The sequence below is a fragment of the Pseudoalteromonas sp. T1lg21 genome, from assembly GCF_002964625.1.
In the GTDB taxonomy this organism is placed as follows: domain Bacteria; phylum Pseudomonadota; class Gammaproteobacteria; order Enterobacterales; family Alteromonadaceae; genus Pseudoalteromonas; species Pseudoalteromonas gelatinilytica.
Genome location: NZ_PQBX01000010.1, coordinates 69,357 through 88,142 on the forward strand (window position 1 = coordinate 69,357; position 18,786 = coordinate 88,142).

Genomic DNA, 18,786 nt, shown 5'->3' on the forward strand with positions numbered 1-18,786 from the left:
ACTGAATTTTAGACAGACCTATCCTGCTTAAGCAGTAATAGGTGGACGATATAAAGAACTGACGCGGAAACTCAGCTGGCTGGCGCCTAACACGGTGACTTTTTCTGATTGCTTAATTGATTTAACAACTAAATCATTTAACGGCAGGAGTGAGTGAGCTGTACAGGCATTGAACGGACACGCACAATCGCTGTTATCCATTGCATCTTCATGGCAACAATCCATATCACTCATGTCGCTGTCAGCATTCATATTAGCATGATGGTCCATTTGCATGCTGGCATGTGGCATATCACATACCATAGCAACAGACGCAACTGACTGACCCACAAACGTGAGCAGCATCATAGCTATCAATAAGTAGCTTGAAAGTCGCGTCATCATCATACCTTAAACATTATTTGCCCAAATTGTAGCCCGAAATTTACGCGCTCGACAAGGGCTTATCTATTTTTATGCTACTGCTGGCAGCTATAGCAAATAGGCAATAACCAGTAAAATACCAAAACCCATCACCTAATTCGGCATGCATTTTAATCAGCTCGCCCATTTGCCCATCGGCATTACCTGCTAAATAGGCCACGATCAATGCAATCACAAACACATCAACCATGCTCCATTTACTTAGGCCCTGTATGAGTTGACCGAGCAAATGCTTAAATCTATTCACAGGTAAAAAACAGTAAAGCAATTGCATCAGGAGTTTTAAAGTGGGAATGACAATTGAGAACACTGCAACAAGCGCGGCAACAAGGTAGTTTTTGTTATTAGCAAGCTCATTTACGGTGCCCCAAATGCTGCGCGTTTTTTTGTAGGCATCGATTTCGCCTTCAAGCTTATCAAGCCCCAACATGCTTGATGCCATCATTAGTACACTACGCGTATTGCGATCGCCTTCATCAGCAATCATTTCAATACCTGTTTTGGCAAGCTTAGATTTATCAATTTTTCCTTCAAGGGTGAGCACAGGCTGGGTTACACCGGGAATTAGTAACGCCAAGGCAATTAAAATAGCCAGTACTGGAAAAACAACACGCATTAGTTACAAACCTTTTTAATACTCAGAGCCCGCATCATAACGAACTCCGCGGGTTTAGTCTGTAACCGATGATAAGCTCTCAAACACTTCATCGGCATAAGCTCGAGCATCATACATAGCTTGAAAAACCACATCCATTTTTGACGCAGGGCGGATCATCATGAGTAGCTCATGGGCTATGTGCCACTGCTCTTCTTCCATTGCTTTAACCAGCTGTAAGCTCGCACCTTGCATGCCATTAAAGTTTAATAGTGCACTCGAAAGCTCACTACCCAGCGAAAACTCTTTGGCAATGATATCTAGCTCCATATCTAAAATTGCATCTAAAACAGAGAGTAAGCCAACTAAATAGCCTTGCTCAGCGAGGTCTTTACCGCCTGGTTCAAGCATCAACGCAATAAATTTAGCTCTTGTTAAACCAAGTTTGGTCAGCTCTTGCGGTTTATCATTACCTAATTCGCTGAGCGCTAATACCCGCACAAATTGTCTAATCGCATCTTCACCGAGATAAATAACCGCTTGCGAAATCGAGCGAATTGTTTGCTGACCACTGCTTATACGTGCATTTACTAATTTTAAAATACGTGCAGTAAGGCCAATATCTTTAGCAACCCGTTGTTGAATTGCATCAAAATTTAAATCTGTTTGCGCAGTACAGTTAAGTAATTCAAGCACGGCAACTTTTGATGGTTCAACATTACCAAAACTTAAAAGCTCTGGCTTGGCAAAAAAGTAGCCTTGAAACAGGTCGCAACCTGCCGCTTTTAACTGCTTAAAGTCTTCATAGGTTTCAATGCGTTCAACTATGATGGTGGTCTCTGGGAAGCTGCGTTTGAGCTTTTTGATCATCATGTTGGTTTTGATAATCGGCTGCGTGACTTCAAGCTTGATAAAATCCATTAAAGGTAAAATATCTTGCCATTTATCTGTGCCATCGTAATCATCAAGCGCGAACAAGTAACCTTCTTGTTTTAACTGCTTAACGCGATTCACTACTTTTGGAATACTGGTAGCCCGCTCGACTATTTCGATAACCGCACTGCGTGGTTGTAAAAGCTTAGGGAAGTCATCCAAAATAGCGTCGGTCGATAGGTTGATAAAAGCAGGCTGAAAGCCCGTTAGTTTTTCGAGTCCCATCAACATTAACGCGTTAAAAAACAGCCGTCCCGTTGCTTGACCATCACTGGTGCCTACCGGAAAGACATTATCACTCGATTCTCTATACAATAATTCGTAAGCATATAAACTTCTATCAGCATTAAATATTGGCTGCCGGGCTATATACTGAGTCATGCTCTGACTTTTGTTACCTTCCATACTTAATTCTGACATTCAACTTCTCACTTAGATGTGGCTATCTCCACATTACTATTGTTATTAGTATAGTGAAAGATGTTTGCCTTGCTAAAAAACAAAAAACCAACCAAACTAGGTACATGAAAACGAATTCAATCAGACCATTGCGCTTCTCTAACTCGATTTTCTTAATTTTACTCTTTATTACTCACGTAGTTTTGGCTGAGCAGCAACCTGTACTGAAATACAATGTAACCGGCTCTGGGAACTACTATCCTTACTATATTAATGATAAAAGCAACCCAGGGATACTTCCTGAAATTATCAAGCAAGTTATGCTGCTTGCTGATATTCAAGTGCAGCATGTCGAGCTTCCTGCAAAACGAACCGTTAAATACCTTCACCAAGGACATATCGACTTTGATGTCATAAGTCCCGAATGGCTGAGCCAGGCAGAAAAACAAAATCCACAGTTTAGTTACTCAGACACCCTGTTTGCCGTTGAAGAGTATCTAGTGAGCTTAAAAAGCTCGGTGGCTCAATGGCAGCAACTCAACAGTATTCGTAATCAACCCGTAGGGACTGTTTTAGGTTATTACTATTATGACGATAACCGCTTTAAACGGGTTGATTTTCACTCTGAACAACAACTCATTCAGGCGTTAAAAATGCAACGAATTGAGGTCGTCATAATTGATAAACTGCCAGCATTATATTGGGCTGAGCAATTTGATGCAGATATCAGCTTTGGTGCATTACATTCGCTAGGTAATCTAAAAATTCGCCTGCGCAGTGAGCATCAGTCATTGTTACCAAAAATAAATACAGCAATCAAAGAACTTAATAATTCTGGCCGCTTAGATGCCATAATCAATAAATACACAAAAAGCATACCCCTACAATAATTAGGGATATTCCGCTTTGGACCTGCTTTTGCTATAATGCGCGCTGTTTTTCTTACCTTGTTAACTAAAAGAGCCTCCTATGAGCATTGAACAAGCCCTAATCGAACGCAGTAATAACCAATGTGAACTTTGCACTAATACAGATAATCTATCTGTTTACGAAGTGCCACCTGTTACAGAGGCTCATTCTGATAAATGCATTTACGTTTGCCAAACCTGTAAAGATCAAATTGAAAATAATGCTGATTTAACTGCAAACCACTGGCATTGCTTGAACGACAGCATGTGGAGTCAAACACCGGCTGTACAAGTTGTGGCTTATCGCATGTTGAAGCGTTTAGCTGCTGATAACGGTTGGGCACAAGACGCACTCGATATGATTTATCTTGAAGAAGACACACTAAAGTGGGCGCAAACAGCCCTAGCTGAAGATGACGATATTAAACACATCGACAGTAATGGTGTTGTGCTACAAGCAGGTGACACTGTGACACTTATTAAAGATCTTGATGTGAAAGGTAGCAGCCTTGTTGCTAAGCGCGGCACCGCAGTTAGAAACATTGGCTTAACGAGCAACCCTGAACACATTGAAGGCCGTGTTGAAGGGCAACGCATTGTTATTCTTACCAAATACGTGAAAAAGTAACGATTACTTTAATTCGCTTTATTTCTCTTAAGCGATTCGTTATTAAGAAAATGGGCCTAGTGCCCATTTTTTGTTAATTAAGCTATGATTAAGTCAGCGAACTTTATGCTAACTCAATAACAAAGACGCATAACCCTAAAACGCAAGGAAACAATCATGGCTTCGGATACCATCTCATCTTTCAAACGCGCTTCTCTATGCAGTTTAATGATCTTAGGGAGCAGCTTAGTATTAACAGGTTGTGGTGAAGACTCTGCCGCACCACAGGCTGAGCAATCAACAATGAAAACCCTTAATACACAGGTTACTTATTTAGATCGCAGCATGCTGCCACCAGGTTCAGTATTAAAAGTACAACTTGCTGATGTATCAAAAATGGATGCCAAAGCTGACGTTATCAGCGAACAAGAAATTGAATTAAATGGCGCGCCGCCATATAACGTGGCACTTGAATATGACGAAAGTAAAATTGCTGACCGTCACCGCTATGGTGTGAGTGCACGCATTGAGAATCAAGGTAAATTACTTTACATCAGCACCACTCACAATAATCCATTTGCTGAAGATGTGACGGGTGATGTGTATAAGGTGACTGTGACTAAAGTATCAGCGAAAAAACCAGACGTTACTTTGACTAATACGTATTGGAAAGCCGTTACCATCAGCGGAGAAGCAATCACCGTTGAAAATAAAGAACCTTTCGTGCAGTTTAAAGACGATGGTTCAACCAATGGTTATTTAGGGTGTAATAACTTCTCAGGCAGTTACGAGGTTAACGAGCAGACGCTTACATTCAACCCATTAGCAAGCACCAAAAAAATGTGTGTATCACAAATGGATATTGAAGCAGCCATGTCTGCAGCACTTGCAGCAACGGCTAAGTACTCTATCAATGGGGAACAGTTAACCTTGTTAGATGATAGTAATGAGCCGCTTGCAACCTTCGCAGCAACTTACATGAATTAACAACAGTTAAATCAAAAACGCCCAGCAAATGCTGGGCGTTTTTGTATTGAAAAAATTATTCTTCAACTAGTTGTTCGCTGCGATAAAAACCACTGCTATCGCTTAGTAATGAAACAAGCTCAGGTAATACCGCATCCATTGTTTGCTTTAATTTCCATGGCGGGTTGATCACTATCATACCCGATGCTGTCATACCATGAACGTCGGTATCGGCCTCTGTTGCGAGTTCAAAAAGCTGAATGTTACGCATACCCGAAGCGATTAAACCCGCTTCCATTCGGTCAATTCGTTCACGGTCTACAACCGGATACCAAATCATGTATGTTCCAGTTGCAAAGCGTTTATGTGCTTTAACAAGGGTATTAACGACCGTGTCGTAATCGTTTTTAATTTCGTATGGAGGGTCAATAAGCACGCAAGCCCGGCGTGATGCTGGTGGTAATAAACCAATTAAGCCTTGAAAGCCGTTTTCACCACGTACGCGAATAGAACGCTTACCTTTCATGTTGTCTTGCAGTAACTGTAAGTCACGTGGATGCAACTCAAAGAACCACCCGTTATCTTGGCGACGTAAAAAGTGCTCTGCAATTTTTGGCGAACCTGGGTAAAAATCTAAATTACCATGTGAGTTAAATGATTTTATCAGCTCAATATACTCATTAAGTGCATCATGCTCACTGTTGTGCTGCCAAAGCTTAGCAATCCCATCCAAATACTCTTGTGTTTTTTGTGCATCACTGCCTGCAAGTTCAAAAAAGCCAGCACCTGAGTGGGTGTCCACATAATCAAGTGGTTTATCTTTAATTGTTTGGTATTTAAGAACTTCAGCTAGAACAAGATGTTTTAGCACATCAGCAGGGTTACCTGCATGAAAAGAGTGTCGATAACTAAGCATATTTATAAGTCGCCAAATGCAAAACTGCATTAAAAATGAATGGCCATATTGTACATGATAAACAGAAAATGATCCTAGGATCTGGCGCTTTCGTGAATCAAAAATGAATAAAAAAGCCGCTACGCTGAATTACACCTTAATAATAAATAAAAACCCCCTAAAAAGGCCGTAAATGCTGGCATATCAAGACACTTTCCTTTACATTTGCATGACAATAATCACAGTTTTATGAGCGCATTTATGAATAACGAAACCCTTTCCCAACTCGAACAACTGATCGACAAATTAATCCTTCGCAACAGCGAACTTGAAAGTGAAGTTAAAAGCCTACAAGAACAAACCGCTAAGCTTTTAGATGAGAACGAAACTCTGCAACTTGAAGTACTAGAAAACGAAGAGAAACAAAAAGATACAAGCAGCACATTGACTGGCCTGCTAGAGAAATTGCAAAGCGTTCAACAGGCTAGCTAATGAGCAGCCCACAAAGTCAGCGGGTCACCGTAGAGCTACTAGGTAAAGAGCATGAGTTCTCTTGCCCATCAGGGCAAGAGCATGCCCTAGTTGCTGCTGCACAAAATTTGAATGACTTAGTGGAGCAAATGAAACAACGCTCATCGGTTCGCAATGACCAAAAAGCATTGCTAATGGCAGCATTACATCTAAGTCATGAATTGCTTGAAGTTAAATCGCAACAAGCAGAACAAGAGCAACAACATGACAGCTTAATAGATAAGCTCAGCCAACACCTTAGTATTTAGAAAAAAGCGCATCTGGCGCTTTTTTTGTTTACAATCAACTGCACTGACACCTATTCGAGCTAAACACCATGCGATTTTGTGCTTTTTTGATCTGTCTTTTCATGAGCTATAGCGCCCAAGCAAGCGTTAGCTGGCATAGCATCACGCCTGAAATCCAATTTCTACAACAACAAAATAAGCTGCGTTTTTACGATTCGAATCAAGTGCTGATAGAGGGTAAAGAATGTGCCTTAATGTTTGATGCCAGTGGTAACTTTGCCGAAGTAGAAAAGCTCGCTGAGCAGCTAAAAGAACGCTTAAAAACACCATTATGTTATTTAGTGGCGAGTCATTATCATGATGATCATCTGCTAGGCTTGGCCGTTTTACAAGCTGAGTTCCCTGAAGCTAAACTCATTGTACATCAGCAAGTAGCGACTGAGTTTTCAGCAATGCAGCAAGCATTGACAGATAAATTAGATGGCTATGAAAAAAGCATTGAGCTCAGCTATCAACGGCTTGCCAATCAACCTGAAAATCAACAAGCTATTTGGCGCGACAAACTTGAACTTGCAAAAAAGCGCTTATTTCGCTGGCGAGAGCTCACCTTAAACCCGCCAGCTATTAGCATTACTGAGTCAACACAGCTAAACCTTGGTAACTACCCCGTCGTTATTACACCTTACCAAGCGCATACTAAGGGCGATCTCACTTTAAGGGCAGATCAAGGTCGCGTGCTGTTAGGCGGCGATATAGTCGACAGCTTACCTTACCCTGGGCATGGTACATTCACGCGCTGGATAACCGCACTGCAAGATATTCAGAAAAATACCACACTGACAACTATTTTACCGGGTCACGGCAAGCCGCTGACACCTGCTGAACTTGCGCTCCCTTTAAAGTTTTTGAAAACCATTAAAGAGCTGACAAATTCCTCGCCGGATAAACCAGTGAGTGAATTAATTCCACTTTTTCCTTCAGACGTTAAACAGCAATACCAACTTGATGAAGTGGGCGAAAGAGCGTTTTCTATGTTTCTAGAAGCTGGACTTAAACAGAGCAAATTGTCAAAATAGGGCTAAAATAGTAAAAGGATTTTATTATATGGCTCAAGTAAGTTTGAAATATTTACTTTTGCTGAGCTTGTTTATTGGCTTACAAGGATGCCAAGTAACTCAGCAAGAAACAGAACAACAACGGGCAAGGCCGGAGATTTTTAGCCATTACGAGCCTGATTTAACAACCCAGCAAGCACCTAGTGAGTTTGTCGATTCAACAGCTGTCGAACCACGTCCTATTGCTGCGCCCATAGCAGTCAATAATACCCCACTAGCAAAGCCTAGATCAAAAGATCTGTGGCAGCATATCGCCAACAATTTAACGCTGGTATTTCAAACCAACAAACATACATCTGCACGAGTAAAATGGTATTTAAAACAACCCAATTACCTGATTAAAGTAAATAAACGTGCGGCACCCTATTTGTATCATATCGTCACACGTATCGAGCAACAGAAGCTCCCGATGGAGCTGGCCCTATTACCCTTTGTTGAAAGTGATTTTAGACCAACAATACGATCATCAGAGCAAGCCGTAGGTGTTTGGCAGCTAGTCGGTGCGACAGCTTATCATTTTGGTGTGCAAAGCGACCAATGGTATGACGGACGCCAAGATATACTCGCTTCAACTGATGCCGCTTTAGCTTATTTAAGTTACTTACATAAACGCTTTGATGGTGACTGGCTGCATGCCCTTGCTGCCTATAACAGTGGTGAAGGACGCGTTAAAAAAGCTATCGAAAAAAATAAAAAGCTTGGCAAAAAAACTGACTATTGGTCATTATCACTACCAAAAGAAACTGCTGAATATATTCCTAAACTTTTGGCGCTTAGCTATTTACTTAAGCATCCTGAGCAAGGCTTAAAGCGCCCTAAATTAGCGAATAAAGCACTCACCACTGAATTTGATGTCGGCCAGCAATTTGATTTTTCGGTCATCGCAAATTTATCAGGTGTGGGGCATAACCAGCTCCATAAATTAAATCCAGGATATTTAAAAAACCAAAGCTCTCCAAATGGTCCACATACTCTGCTTTTACCTATGGAGCGCCGTACCTTGCTGCAAAGTAAGCTGTTTCGCAACAACTTTGCTGGTGAATATATAGTGCAAAAAGACGATACGCTTTATGGCATTGCCAGACGCTTTAATATGTCTGTAAAGGATCTGAAAGCGCTTAATAGTAAAACAAGTAACCTGATTAAAGTCGGTGAACAATTGCGATTATCGCAGCCCCAAACCATGCCTGAATCTTTACTGGTTGATTACAATATTAGCCCTTACCTTGAACAGCATGAGGAAGTTATCGCAACCATTGCGGTTGATTACCTCGTTAAACCAGGTGATTCAATTTGGAGTATCAGTCAGCTATACGACGTGCCTCATAAAGACGTTGCAACGTGGAATAAACTCAGTGCCACCAGCATTTTAAAACCAGGCACCATTTTGACATTGCACCTACCGCAAGCAAAACCCGCTGAGCCGCAAGTACCAGCCAGCGAAGCCATGTTGTCAGGTATCGAAAGCTCATTGAAAAAGCCTTGATTGCTCACGCATTGTGGTTAGCGTAAAATCAGCGCCTATATTTTAAATTCAAAAGAGAAATAACATGCAAATCAGTAAAGACGCAGTGGTTGAATTTCACTACACACTTAGTGAAGCAGGCGAGCAAATCGAATCAAGCAAAGATGGCGAGCCACTTTCATATATCCATGGCACTGAAGGCATGCTTCCTGGTCTTGAAAAAGCCCTTGAAGGTAAAGCGGCTGGTGATAACTTCAGCGTAACACTTGAACCTAGCGAATCTTACGGCGAGCGCGTTGATAATCTAATTCAACGCATTCCTCTTAAGCACTTACAAGGCAACACAAAAGTGTGGAAGCCAGGTATGACTGCAATCGTTCATTCAAACCAAGGTCGTCACCAAGTGACTATCGTTAAAGTAGGCCGTTTCAATGCAGATTGTGACTTAAACCACCCATTTGCTGGTAAAACACTGACATTTGATGTTGAAGTGATCAATGTTCGCCAAGCAACAGCTGACGAATTATCACACGGCCACGTGCACGGTGAAGGCGGTTGTGGCCATAGCCACTAAGGGTAAAAAATGACAAACGTTGCAATTGTCACCGGTGGCAGTAAAGGTATTGGTAAAGCTGTAGTTGAGCGTTTAGAGCGTGAAGCCTACACAGTTTATAACTTGGATATCACCCCGTCTGAGGGCAATTATCATTACTGTGATGTCAGTGATGTTCAGCAGGTGAAATCGGTTATTGCCGAAATTATTGCCGAGACGGGTCGCGTTGATGCTTTAGTCTCTAATGCGGGTCGTCATTTAAGTGCCAACATTGAAAATACCGATGAAGCAACGTTTGATGCCCTGTTTGCGCTCAATGTGAAAGGTGCCTATGCTGCAATTCAAGCTGTATTACCTAGCATGAAAAGCCAGCAAGGCGGCAGTATCGTATTGGTTGCCTCTGATCAGGCAATCATTGGCAAACCAAACTCGTTTGCTTATAACCTAACCAAGCACGCGCTAGCTTCCATGGCAAAAACGACAGCACTCGATTATGCGGCGTTTAACATTCGTGCAAACGCAGTGTGTCCGGGTACGATAGAAACACCACTGTTTCATAATGCGATTGATGCATATTGTCAGCGCAGTGGTGCCGATAAAGCAGAAATTGTTGCTGAAGAAGCCGCACTGCAACCGCTAGGCCGTTTAGGGCAACCAGAAGAAATTGCTGCTTTGGTGAACTTTTTAATAAGCCCAGAAGCAAGCTTTATTACTGGTAGTTTACAAAGTATTGATGGTGGATACACCACGCAATGAGCGACAAAATTATTGACCCCCATGTGCACTTTTTTAACCTCACTGAGGGTCAATACACTTGGCTACAAGGTAGCAACCCCCCCCCTTGGCCAAATTTAGATAAAATCAAAAAGCAAATTACTAGCTCAGAACTTAAAGCCGCTTGCCCATTTCAACTAGAAGCCTTGGTGCATATTGAAGCTGGCTTTGATAATCAAGCGCCAGTGAATGAGCTTAATTGGCTTGCAACGTACTTAAATGATATTCCCTATCGCGCAATCAGCTACAGCGCGATTGACGCATCTAGCAAACACTTTGAAGCGTCACTCAATGAATTAGATCATCCATCTTTGGTTGGTATTCGCGATATAACCGAAGGTGATGAAGCCAAGCGCTTATTAACTCCTCACTGCCAAGACAACCTAGCCATGCTCGCAGGCGAAAACTTACACTTTGAAGCACAGTTTGAAATTGAAAACATGCAGGCTACTGAGCAGCTGATTAAATATTGCATCGCACTGCCCTCATTACGTGTGGTGATTAATCATTTAGGCTTTATTAGTGATGAGCAAGGATGGCTTGAAGCAATCATTAAACTCAGCCACTGCGATAATATCGCGATAAAGTTCTCAGGCTTAGAATTCACGCAAATTGTCGTAAACAAACACCTTTGGCTGGTTAATAATTTAGTTAAGTACTTTGGTGAACATCGCGTTATGTTTGCCAGTAATTTCCCTGTTTGCCAAATGAATACCAGTTACACAAACTGCTGGCAGCACTATCACTCATTGTGCTCGCAGTCGAGTTTATGGCATAAACTAAGCTATAAAAACGCCCGCGAAATCTATCTAATTGCTTAAAAACTAGCTATATTCAGGTCAGTAAAGCTGTTTAGGTTGGTGTTATGTTTGTTCATTTTAAAAAGCCTTTAGCTGCTGTAGCAGTTACGTGTTCGCTTATCATTGCAGGCTGTGGTGGTTCTGGTAGCTCAGAGTCAGGGACTATCGATGCTGCAGATATCACATGGACTGAAGGTGTATTTGAGCCATCAAGTAAATTTGACCAACAATGCCAAGCACTCAATGAAAAGCACTGGCTACGCGCTTGGAGTCACGAAACCTATCTTTGGTATGACGAAATAACGGACCGCGACCCTGCATTAACTGACGGTGTTTTAAATTACTTTGCCTTATTAAAAACCCAAAACACCACGGATTCAGGTGCAAACAAAGATAACTTTCATGCCAGCTTGCCAACTGACGAATGGCAAGCTCAGAGCCAATCAGGGCAGTCTTTTGGTTATGGCTTTAAACTTAAGTTAATCAGTGCCAGCGCCCCTCGCAAAGGGATTATCAGCTACACAGAACCTAATTCACCGGCTGCAAACCTCAATCTGAGCCGTGGCTTAGAAGTCGTTGAAGTGGATGGCGTTGACTTTGTTAATGCCAGCACCCAAGCTGAGGTTGATGTATTAAATGCAGGCCTCTTTCCTTCGGAGTCCGGCAAAGTAACCTCTTTTGTATTCAAAGACATTAATACCAGCGAAATTCGTGAAGTGACTATGACTGCACAAACCATTACAGGCCAAGCAGTTAGCAACATAAAGACCTTTGCCAATGGTGAAGTAGGCTACTTTCAGTTTAATCGCCATAATGCTGTGGCAGAAAAGCCCTTGTATGACGCCTTTAACAGCTTAGCTGCAAGTAACGTTAAAGACTTGATCATCGATATGCGTTACAACCCTGGTGGATACTTATTAATGGCCAGCCAAGTTGCTTACATGGTGGCAGGCGGAAACAACACCTCAGGCAAAATCTTTGAACGCACTATTTTTAACGATCAACATCCAACCTTTAACCCCGTTACTGGCGATCGCTTAGAACCCGTTTATTTTACCGATGAGTTTTTAGGCTTTGCCGAAAACCCAGCTATCAGCCCAGGAACCCCATTGCCTTCGTTGAACCTAGAACGTGTTTTTGTGCTGACAACAGGCAACACCTGCTCAGCCAGTGAGGCTGTGATTAATGGCCTACGGGGTGCCGATATCGAGGTAATTCAAATAGGCGAAACAACCTGCGGTAAACCTTATGGTTACTACCCGACTGATAACTGTGATACCACTTATTTCAGTATTCAATTTACCGGCGTCAATAACAAAGAATTTGGTGAATATGCTGATGGCTTTGCGCCACAAAATAGCAATGATAGCGAGTATCAGCCAGTGATGATCCCAGGCTGTGCTGTCGCTGATGACTTCACACACCAATTAGGCGATGAAAATGAAGCTATGCTAAGTACTGCACTTAGCTATCGCGAGACAGGCCGTTGCCCTCAAGCCACTTCAACGATTAGTGAACAAGGGTTTGCACCAGCAATTTTTACAGACACACCAAAAGTGCATGACATCCGTACTTCTACCTTGCTTCAGCAAAGTAAAATTTTAGAGCAGTAGGAACCTTAATGAGAGCCCAACTAACTAGTGTATTACTGATATCAACGCTGCTAGGCTGTAGTGCACAAAGCCAAGAGCCAACACCGAAATTACAACATGCGCGGCTAACTGAGCCACAAAGTGAGCTAATAGCACAAGGCATTGCCAGATTAATGCATAGTAAGCCAATCGCAGTTGCCAATGATGCGTTTATAAATAGCAGCGTGTTAGTCACAGATAGTATGAGTGTTGTAGATGCTCAGGGTAACCCGATGATGGGCAAACAGCTAGCGATGCCTGAGCGCTTTGAATTATTAATCAAAAACAGCATGTGCTTTGTTCGTCATTTAGATAGTAAAGCAACCGAGCCACTACCTTTGGTAAAATGCAGGCCAATTGATTAATTTAAATCTAAAAAGTAGATATAAAAAAAGCCCTTACGGGCTTTTTTAGTAAAATATTAGTGAGTGTTACTTAATCTCAACACGTTGAGAACGCATAACAACTTCATCATTTAATTCAATACCGATACCTGGCTCTTCTGATACTTGGAAGAAACCATTTTTAGGTTGTGGATCTTGAATACACAATTCACGGTTCCATTTCTTAATCGCATAGGTGTGATGTTCGTGAATTAAGAAGTTAGGAATTGCGGTTTCTAAGTGCAACGAAGCTGCGGTTGCAACTGGGCCGCCACACACGTGAGCTTGAATACGCACATCGAAGATATCAGCATAATCACACACTTTTTTAGTTTCTGTGAAACCACCACATAGACCTAAGTCTGGCTGAAGTACATCAATACTTTGATCTTCTAGATATGGACGCACACCCCAGCGATTATACAAACGTTCACCACCTGCAATTGGCACGGCAACTTTGTCGGCAACTTTTGCGTGTAATGAATGATTTAAGTAGTTCACTGGCTCTTCGTAATACATACAATCGAACTCTTCCGCAATTTCACCAATTTGAATTGCTGATGTCGCACCAGGTAAGCTGTGACATTCAAAAATAATATCAACTTCGTCACCTACCGCTTCACGAATAGCTTGCATACGCGCACGATATAACTTCATTTCTGCACGAGAAATAATGTTAGTGCGGTCATAATAAGTATTGCCGTTTTTATCGTACTGAATTGGATCCACTTTTACCGCATCATACCCTTCAGCCATCGCCTTAAGTGCAGCTTCTGCATATTCTTCTGGGTGAACAAGTGCTTTAAATTCGCTGTCCCAGTCAAACTGTAATTGTGATGCATAAGTACGCAGCTTATCGTTAACTTTACCACCTAATAACTGGTAAACAGGTAAGCCTAATGCTTTACCTTTAATATCCCAAAGCGCAGTATCAATGGCGCTCATTGCTGCATAGACAACCGGACCACCACCTAAACCCCAAAAGCTTTCGCGTAGCATTCGAGACCACAATTTTTCTGTTTGGAATGGGTCATGACCAATTAAAAAGGCATCAGCCATTTCTTTGATCATTGCCGCAGCTGCACTGTGACCTAAATCATAAGCCAAACCCGCTTCACCCACACCGCTAATACCTTCATCAGTATGAATACGCACAAAAACAGGTGTCCAAGCAGGTCTGTCTGGACAATGAATATCGAACACTTCGACGCGATTAACTTTCATGGTTACTCCTTACTGAGCAAAACTAGGATCAAGACGATAAGCTTTACGCAACATTGCTGGCCATGCTAGTTGACCACCCGTGCTGCCGCTATGCACGACATTCGCTTGATTATAAATATTATCGATAATTGGTTGTGGTACCGGGATTGCCGTTTGACCACTGGCTTGAATAGCCAATTGAATTTCACACGCACGCTGCAAATCGTAAAAGCGCATAAACGCATCACCCACGGTTGGACCAACGGTTAAGCCACCGTGGTTAACCAATAACATGTGATTAGTGGTGCCTAAATCATCTTGCAGACGCTTTTTCTCATCACTGTTTACCGCTAACCCTTCGTAGCCGTGATAAGACAATGATGGCAATGAAAACATTGAGTATTGGCTTAGTGGTAACAGGCCTTTTTCTTGCGTTGCAACGGCGATGGTTTCTTTTGTGTGTAAATGAATAACACAATGAGCATCATCACGAACTTCATGAATGGCACTATGAATGGTGAAACCTGCCGGGTTAATTTTAAACGGCGTTTCATCAAGAATGTTACCTGCTAAATCGACCTTCACAAGGTTTGATGCTGTCACTTCATCAAAACTTAAACCAAACGCATTAACCAAATACTGATCTGTGCCCGGTAAACGTGCCGACAGATGAGTGTAAATTAAATCACCCCATCGAAAGTGCTCCACCAAACGGTAACATGCAGCTAAATCAACACGAAGCTGCCATTCTTGTTCAGATACTTTATTTTTTAAATCGAGTTTTGGTAAGTCAAACATGGGAAACCTTGTAAATGTGACACAGCACAAATAGATGTATAGAAGTCTAAATTACTATTAATGGATGATCAATAGGTGATACAAAAAGGCCACATCAATTGATGTGGCCTTTTTCGCTTTATGTATGCTTATTTTACTTGCGATAGGTAATCAGCAATTGCAGCCATTTCTTCTTCAGATACGTTTGCAACCATCGCTTTCATCGCAGCAGTCATACCGTTACTACGCGCACCTGATTTGATGTCTTTCATTTGCGCTAGTAAGTACTCTTTATTTTGACCATTTAATTTTGGGTACTGAGCCATGATAGGCGCTTTACCTTCTGGACCGTGACAAGTTTGGCAAAGCTTAGCTGTGTAAAGAGCTTGGCCATCCGCTGCCATCGAATTGAAAGATAAGCTTGCAGCCATTGCAATGCCAGCCCCACATAAAATTTTCGTGATCTTGCTCATTTGTATCTTCTCTTTATTGACGGGTTATTAAACATTTTCTTTAGTGTAGACCATGATTTAACAATATTGCACCCGAAAATTGTAACGGCAATCGAAACAGGTATTACCAAATTAAATCATCAGGTACTTCAAAATCAGCATACGGATCATCTTCATCCTTCTGCTTATCTTCAGGCTCAACATGGAACACTATATAATCTTCGCTGACCTCAGCGACTTTTCGTGCTGGCTCGTCTTCCAGTACAAAAAATTGGCCTTCTAAAACACAAATTGCCAAACGGCCACCAGCAAGGGCCTTTTGTGTTTTTTCGTTTACTTCTAGCTCTTTCACTTTATTTTGATAAGTGAAGTTAAATGTTCGGTCACCACGAATTTCATCTTGATTGTGATGCTCTAAAATTTGCTTAACGCGGGCAACTTGCTCACGTTGTTTTTGCTCTTCTAAACGCGCTTTATTAAGCTCATCGGCTTTTTTCTGCTGCTCAAGCTTAGTTTGCTCAATATGTTTTTGTAAATCGCTCGGATTACTGGTGGCGCCTTTCTTTTTCTTCTTTTGCTGTTTGCGCTTTTCTGTTTTGGCTACTTTAGCTTTGTGTGCCGTAGTAAGGCCAGCTTTAAGTAATTGATCTTGTAATGAACCCATGACGAAATTCCAATTTAATAATGCGTATTAGGGTTATTTTAATCAGCTCTGCCAACAAATAACAGTACTGAGCCCACTTGATTCACAGCAATCGAGTATATTGCAGTGAGATTAACATGCGATGAAATCATGACACTTTGATTTAACGCAAGATTTATAATTTTAGTCGCCTTTGAACTTGTAAAAAAACCTGTACCCGATAAGCTAGGGCTTTTCCTCTAGGGAGCTAAAAATGCAGCTGCGACATTTGTTACTTTGCTCTGTATTTATTTTCTTTGTTTTATACGCCCCACAACCCTTACTAGGATTATTCGCCAGCCATTTTTCTGTATCGCCAGCCACTGCTGGTAGCTTAATGACCGCGACGATGCTGCCACTGGCCATTGCTCCTTTAGTTTACGGCTTGTTCTTAGCTAAGCGAAATCCACTTACAATTTTGAAATTTGCCATGCTCGTGTTGGCCATAAGCTGCGTTGCTTTTACCTTTGCACCAAGCTTTGAGTTGCTATTGCTGGTTCGCTTTATCCAAGGGATCACCCTTCCCGCGGCGCTCACCGCTATGACCAGTTATATAGGTGTGACTTATCAGGCCGACCAATTACAACGTAATATGACTCTTTACATTGGCAGTACCATAGTCGGTGGCTACTTCGGACGCATGCTTGCCGCCTTATTTACAGACTTTTTAAGCTGGCAAAGTTTTTATTATGTGATTGCGCTTGGCTTAGTACTGTTTGCAATCGCCATTCCCAAATCAAGCAAAAGCGCAAGCATTCACGCTGCAAAATCGCCGCTGTTGTATCTAAAGCAATTAAAAGATCCACTCGTATTAAAGCTCTACGGGGCAGTGTTTTGTATGTTTTTTTGCTTTGCAGCACTGTTAAATTATTTACCTTTCATTTTGCAAGACAACTTTGCTATCACTAATACCCGCGATATCGGACTCGTTTACAGTGGTTATTTATTAGGTGCGCTGGCATCCATAGCCACACCGTGGCTGTTACGTAAGTCATCAACACCTTGGCGTTTGCTAACTTGGGTATTTGTATTCTATAGCCTAACAATGGTGTTATTAATGAGCCAACAGTTACTGCTATTTGTGGTCGCTTTTACTGGCTTTTGCGGTGCAATGTTTGTGATCCACTCTAGTGCCGCCCCTCTGGTAAATAAAATCAGCAGCGCACCAGCAAGCGTGACGAATGGAGGCTATGTATCGTTTTATTATAGCGGTGGCGCACTGGGTTCGTTATTGCCTGGGCTGGTATATCAGCAACACGGCCAAGTTGCCTTTATGACCGTGCTACTTTTAGTCTGCTTAGTGGGTTTAAGCTTAGTTTATTTGGCTGGTAGAAATACGATACGCGGTTGATGCCCGGTACTTTCAAAAAACAGCTCTAAGTCCTCTTTTTTCATCAGCCATGTCGCGGTATTTTCAAAAGGGTGACAATGAAAAAGCTCGTTAAACCAAATTTCTTGGTCTAGCCAAAGGGTGACATTATTTTGCTTATCGTTTAAAAGTGCCAACATAGAAACACAGCCCGGTGGCACTTTTAGATAACGCGCTAATCGCTCATCGGATGCAAACCCTAGTCGAGATAAGCCTTGCTGCTGAGCAATAGCCTTTAAATCAAGCTGCTTGTCGTGAGCAGTGATCACTAAAAAGTGACGCTTGCCTTCGTTATCTCGTAAAAATAAGTTTTTTAATCGAGTGCCCGGTCTATCGAGCATAAATTTATCGGCATCTAAGCTACCGTGTAATGGTGGATGCTCAATCACATCATAATTAATATCTAATTGAGCTAGCGTAGCAGCTAACTTGCTTTTATCTGCATACATTTACAAACAACGTCCTCGTAATTGCACACTTAAATCACGCCATAATACTTCATCAATGACGTGCTTATCGTCACAGTATTGTCGTTCTTTAAGTTCTTCGTTTAATAATTCCACCGCTTGATCCTCAAGCATGAGCTTTAAGTTGCTTGATTCTTCAAAGACTTCTTGTTCGGCAAAATCTTTAAATTGGCTACGTGTCATAGGCTTATCAAGGTTTATTGGGCGACGACCTTGGGCTTTTACTGACACCACATAGGCAAAAATTTTATTGCCTTGGTCGTCATTTTTTTCGTAAAACTGCTTATTGTTAATTTCAAACGGAGGGGCCTCTTCTTGGCTTGCGCAACCGGCAAGTAAAGCAACCAAAAGCCATGCTATTTTTTTCATTATTGGATAAGCCTTGTACAGTGTATGCGCACTAGTCTATCAAAAATAAAACAACAGAGTAAAAATTCGATCATTTTAAAAAAAATACTTGACCAAAAATGCAAAAATATTTAAAGTTCACCCCGCTTGAGACGCAATACTTAAGCATCCTGTATTTTAGGAATGTGGGGCTATAGCTCAGCTGGGAGAGCGCCTGCCTTGCACGCAGGAGGTCAGCAGTTCGATCCTGCTTAGCTCCACCACCTTCCTACTCTTCTTTAGG

General features: G+C 41.9%; 23 protein-coding genes and 1 tRNA gene. 14 read left to right on the plus strand and 10 right to left on the minus strand.

Annotated elements, in window-relative coordinates:
- Positions 1-27: 27 nt before the first annotated feature.
- The 3 genes from C2M25_RS05785 to C2M25_RS05795 are packed head-to-tail and all read right to left on the minus strand — an operon-like array spanning position 28 to position 2,371.
- Complete coding sequence (locus tag C2M25_RS05785) at positions 28-381, minus strand: hypothetical protein (RefSeq protein ID WP_105175050.1); 354 nt, start codon at positions 379-381, stop codon at positions 28-30.
- 43 nt (positions 382-424) lie between these two features.
- Entirely contained in the window at positions 425-1,039 is a 615-nt protein-coding gene (locus C2M25_RS05790) for a paraquat-inducible protein A (RefSeq protein ID WP_063701851.1), read from the minus strand.
- A 54-nt stretch (positions 1,040-1,093) separates the two neighbouring features.
- Positions 1,094-2,371: an EAL and HDOD domain-containing protein gene (locus tag C2M25_RS05795; RefSeq protein ID WP_234003540.1), complete on the minus strand. Its 1,278-nt coding sequence runs from the start codon at positions 2,369-2,371 to the stop codon at positions 1,094-1,096.
- 104 nt (positions 2,372-2,475) lie between these two features.
- Here C2M25_RS05795 and C2M25_RS05800 point away from each other — a divergent pair, with 104 nt between their 5' ends.
- The 3 genes from C2M25_RS05800 to C2M25_RS05810 all read left to right on the plus strand — a co-directional run bounded on the left by C2M25_RS05800 (position 2,476) and on the right by C2M25_RS05810 (position 4,852).
- The gene (locus tag C2M25_RS05800; RefSeq protein WP_105180664.1) at positions 2,476-3,240 is read left to right on the plus strand and encodes a substrate-binding periplasmic protein; all 765 of its coding nucleotides are present in this window, start codon (positions 2,476-2,478) and stop codon (positions 3,238-3,240) included.
- A gap of 79 nt (positions 3,241-3,319) precedes the next feature.
- The gene (locus C2M25_RS05805) at positions 3,320-3,886 is read left to right on the plus strand and encodes a PhnA domain-containing protein (RefSeq protein ID WP_063701856.1); all 567 of its coding nucleotides are present in this window, start codon (positions 3,320-3,322) and stop codon (positions 3,884-3,886) included.
- Positions 3,887-4,042: 156 nt separating this feature from the next.
- On the plus strand, positions 4,043-4,852 hold the full coding sequence (locus tag C2M25_RS05810) for an META domain-containing protein (RefSeq protein WP_063701858.1): 810 nt from the start codon (positions 4,043-4,045) through the stop codon (positions 4,850-4,852).
- A gap of 55 nt (positions 4,853-4,907) precedes the next feature.
- Here the strand turns inward: C2M25_RS05810 and C2M25_RS05815 are convergent, their stop codons facing one another.
- Positions 4,908-5,747, minus strand: coding sequence for a 23S rRNA (adenine(2030)-N(6))-methyltransferase RlmJ (locus tag C2M25_RS05815; protein WP_063701860.1), 840 nt, complete (start codon positions 5,745-5,747; stop codon positions 4,908-4,910).
- Positions 5,748-5,987: 240 nt separating this feature from the next.
- On the opposite strand from C2M25_RS05815, the gene C2M25_RS05820 reads away from it, so the two are divergent.
- The 9 genes from C2M25_RS05820 (at position 5,988) to C2M25_RS05860 (ending at position 13,187) form a co-directional block, all read left to right on the plus strand.
- The gene (locus tag C2M25_RS05820) at positions 5,988-6,218 is read left to right on the plus strand and encodes a hypothetical protein (RefSeq protein ID WP_054552458.1); all 231 of its coding nucleotides are present in this window, start codon (positions 5,988-5,990) and stop codon (positions 6,216-6,218) included.
- Positions 6,218-6,505, plus strand: a complete 288-nt coding sequence (locus C2M25_RS05825) for a cell division protein ZapA (protein WP_105180665.1) — start codon at positions 6,218-6,220, stop codon at positions 6,503-6,505. The genes C2M25_RS05820 and C2M25_RS05825 overlap by 1 nt, the downstream gene beginning before the upstream one ends.
- A 101-nt stretch (positions 6,506-6,606) precedes the next feature.
- Positions 6,607-7,560 carry an MBL fold metallo-hydrolase gene (locus C2M25_RS05830; protein WP_234003541.1) on the plus strand — a complete coding sequence of 318 codons (954 nt, stop codon included), beginning with the start codon at positions 6,607-6,609 and terminating at the stop codon, positions 7,558-7,560.
- A gap of 28 nt (positions 7,561-7,588) precedes the next feature.
- A complete protein-coding gene (locus tag C2M25_RS05835) occupies positions 7,589-9,085 on the plus strand; it encodes a LysM peptidoglycan-binding domain-containing protein (protein ID WP_105180667.1) in 1,497 nt (498 codons plus the stop codon).
- A gap of 64 nt (positions 9,086-9,149) precedes the next feature.
- Positions 9,150-9,638 carry an FKBP-type peptidyl-prolyl cis-trans isomerase gene (locus C2M25_RS05840; protein ID WP_063701864.1) on the plus strand — a complete coding sequence of 163 codons (489 nt, stop codon included), beginning with the start codon at positions 9,150-9,152 and terminating at the stop codon, positions 9,636-9,638.
- A 9-nt stretch (positions 9,639-9,647) separates the two neighbouring features.
- On the plus strand, positions 9,648-10,373 hold the full coding sequence (locus C2M25_RS05845; RefSeq protein ID WP_105180668.1) for an SDR family NAD(P)-dependent oxidoreductase: 726 nt from the start codon (positions 9,648-9,650) through the stop codon (positions 10,371-10,373).
- Positions 10,370-11,212, plus strand: coding sequence for an amidohydrolase family protein (locus C2M25_RS05850; protein WP_105180669.1), 843 nt, complete (start codon positions 10,370-10,372; stop codon positions 11,210-11,212). Before C2M25_RS05845 ends, C2M25_RS05850 begins: the two co-directional genes overlap by 4 nt.
- A 44-nt stretch (positions 11,213-11,256) precedes the next feature.
- The gene (locus tag C2M25_RS05855) at positions 11,257-12,804 is read left to right on the plus strand and encodes a S41 family peptidase (protein ID WP_063701870.1); all 1,548 of its coding nucleotides are present in this window, start codon (positions 11,257-11,259) and stop codon (positions 12,802-12,804) included.
- A gap of 8 nt (positions 12,805-12,812) precedes the next feature.
- Positions 12,813-13,187, plus strand: coding sequence for a hypothetical protein (locus C2M25_RS05860; RefSeq protein ID WP_063701872.1), 375 nt, complete (start codon positions 12,813-12,815; stop codon positions 13,185-13,187).
- A 66-nt stretch (positions 13,188-13,253) separates the two neighbouring features.
- Here the strand turns inward: C2M25_RS05860 and C2M25_RS05865 are convergent, their stop codons facing one another.
- The 4 genes from C2M25_RS05865 to C2M25_RS05880 form a co-directional block, all read right to left on the minus strand.
- On the minus strand, positions 13,254-14,429 hold the full coding sequence (locus C2M25_RS05865) for a mandelate racemase/muconate lactonizing enzyme family protein (RefSeq protein ID WP_054552450.1): 1,176 nt from the start codon (positions 14,427-14,429) through the stop codon (positions 13,254-13,256).
- 9 nt (positions 14,430-14,438) lie between these two features.
- Entirely contained in the window at positions 14,439-15,206 is a 768-nt protein-coding gene (locus C2M25_RS05870) for a class II aldolase/adducin family protein (protein WP_105180670.1), read from the minus strand.
- Between the two features lie 128 nt (positions 15,207-15,334).
- Entirely contained in the window at positions 15,335-15,658 is a 324-nt protein-coding gene (locus C2M25_RS05875; RefSeq protein WP_063701876.1) for a c-type cytochrome, read from the minus strand.
- A 103-nt stretch (positions 15,659-15,761) separates the two neighbouring features.
- Complete coding sequence (locus C2M25_RS05880; RefSeq protein WP_063701878.1) at positions 15,762-16,301, minus strand: DUF2058 domain-containing protein; 540 nt, start codon at positions 16,299-16,301, stop codon at positions 15,762-15,764.
- 232 nt (positions 16,302-16,533) lie between these two features.
- Between C2M25_RS05880 and C2M25_RS05885 the strand changes: the two genes are divergently transcribed.
- The gene (locus tag C2M25_RS05885) at positions 16,534-17,670 is read left to right on the plus strand and encodes an MFS transporter (RefSeq protein ID WP_105180671.1); all 1,137 of its coding nucleotides are present in this window, start codon (positions 16,534-16,536) and stop codon (positions 17,668-17,670) included.
- Here C2M25_RS05885 and C2M25_RS05890 read toward each other — a convergent pair.
- Both C2M25_RS05890 and C2M25_RS05895 read right to left on the minus strand, forming a co-directional pair.
- Positions 17,637-18,137 (minus strand): prolyl-tRNA synthetase associated domain-containing protein, encoded by a 501-nt coding sequence (locus C2M25_RS05890; protein WP_058583962.1) that lies wholly within the window; start codon positions 18,135-18,137, stop codon positions 17,637-17,639. The two genes, C2M25_RS05885 and C2M25_RS05890, sit on opposite strands and share 34 nt — an antisense overlap.
- Positions 18,138-18,524 carry a hypothetical protein gene (locus C2M25_RS05895; RefSeq protein WP_105180672.1) on the minus strand — a complete coding sequence of 129 codons (387 nt, stop codon included), beginning with the start codon at positions 18,522-18,524 and terminating at the stop codon, positions 18,138-18,140.
- 166 nt (positions 18,525-18,690) lie between these two features.
- Here C2M25_RS05895 and C2M25_RS05900 point away from each other — a divergent pair.
- Positions 18,691-18,766 (plus strand) — tRNA-Ala (locus C2M25_RS05900).
- Positions 18,767-18,786: the final 20 nt, after the last annotated feature.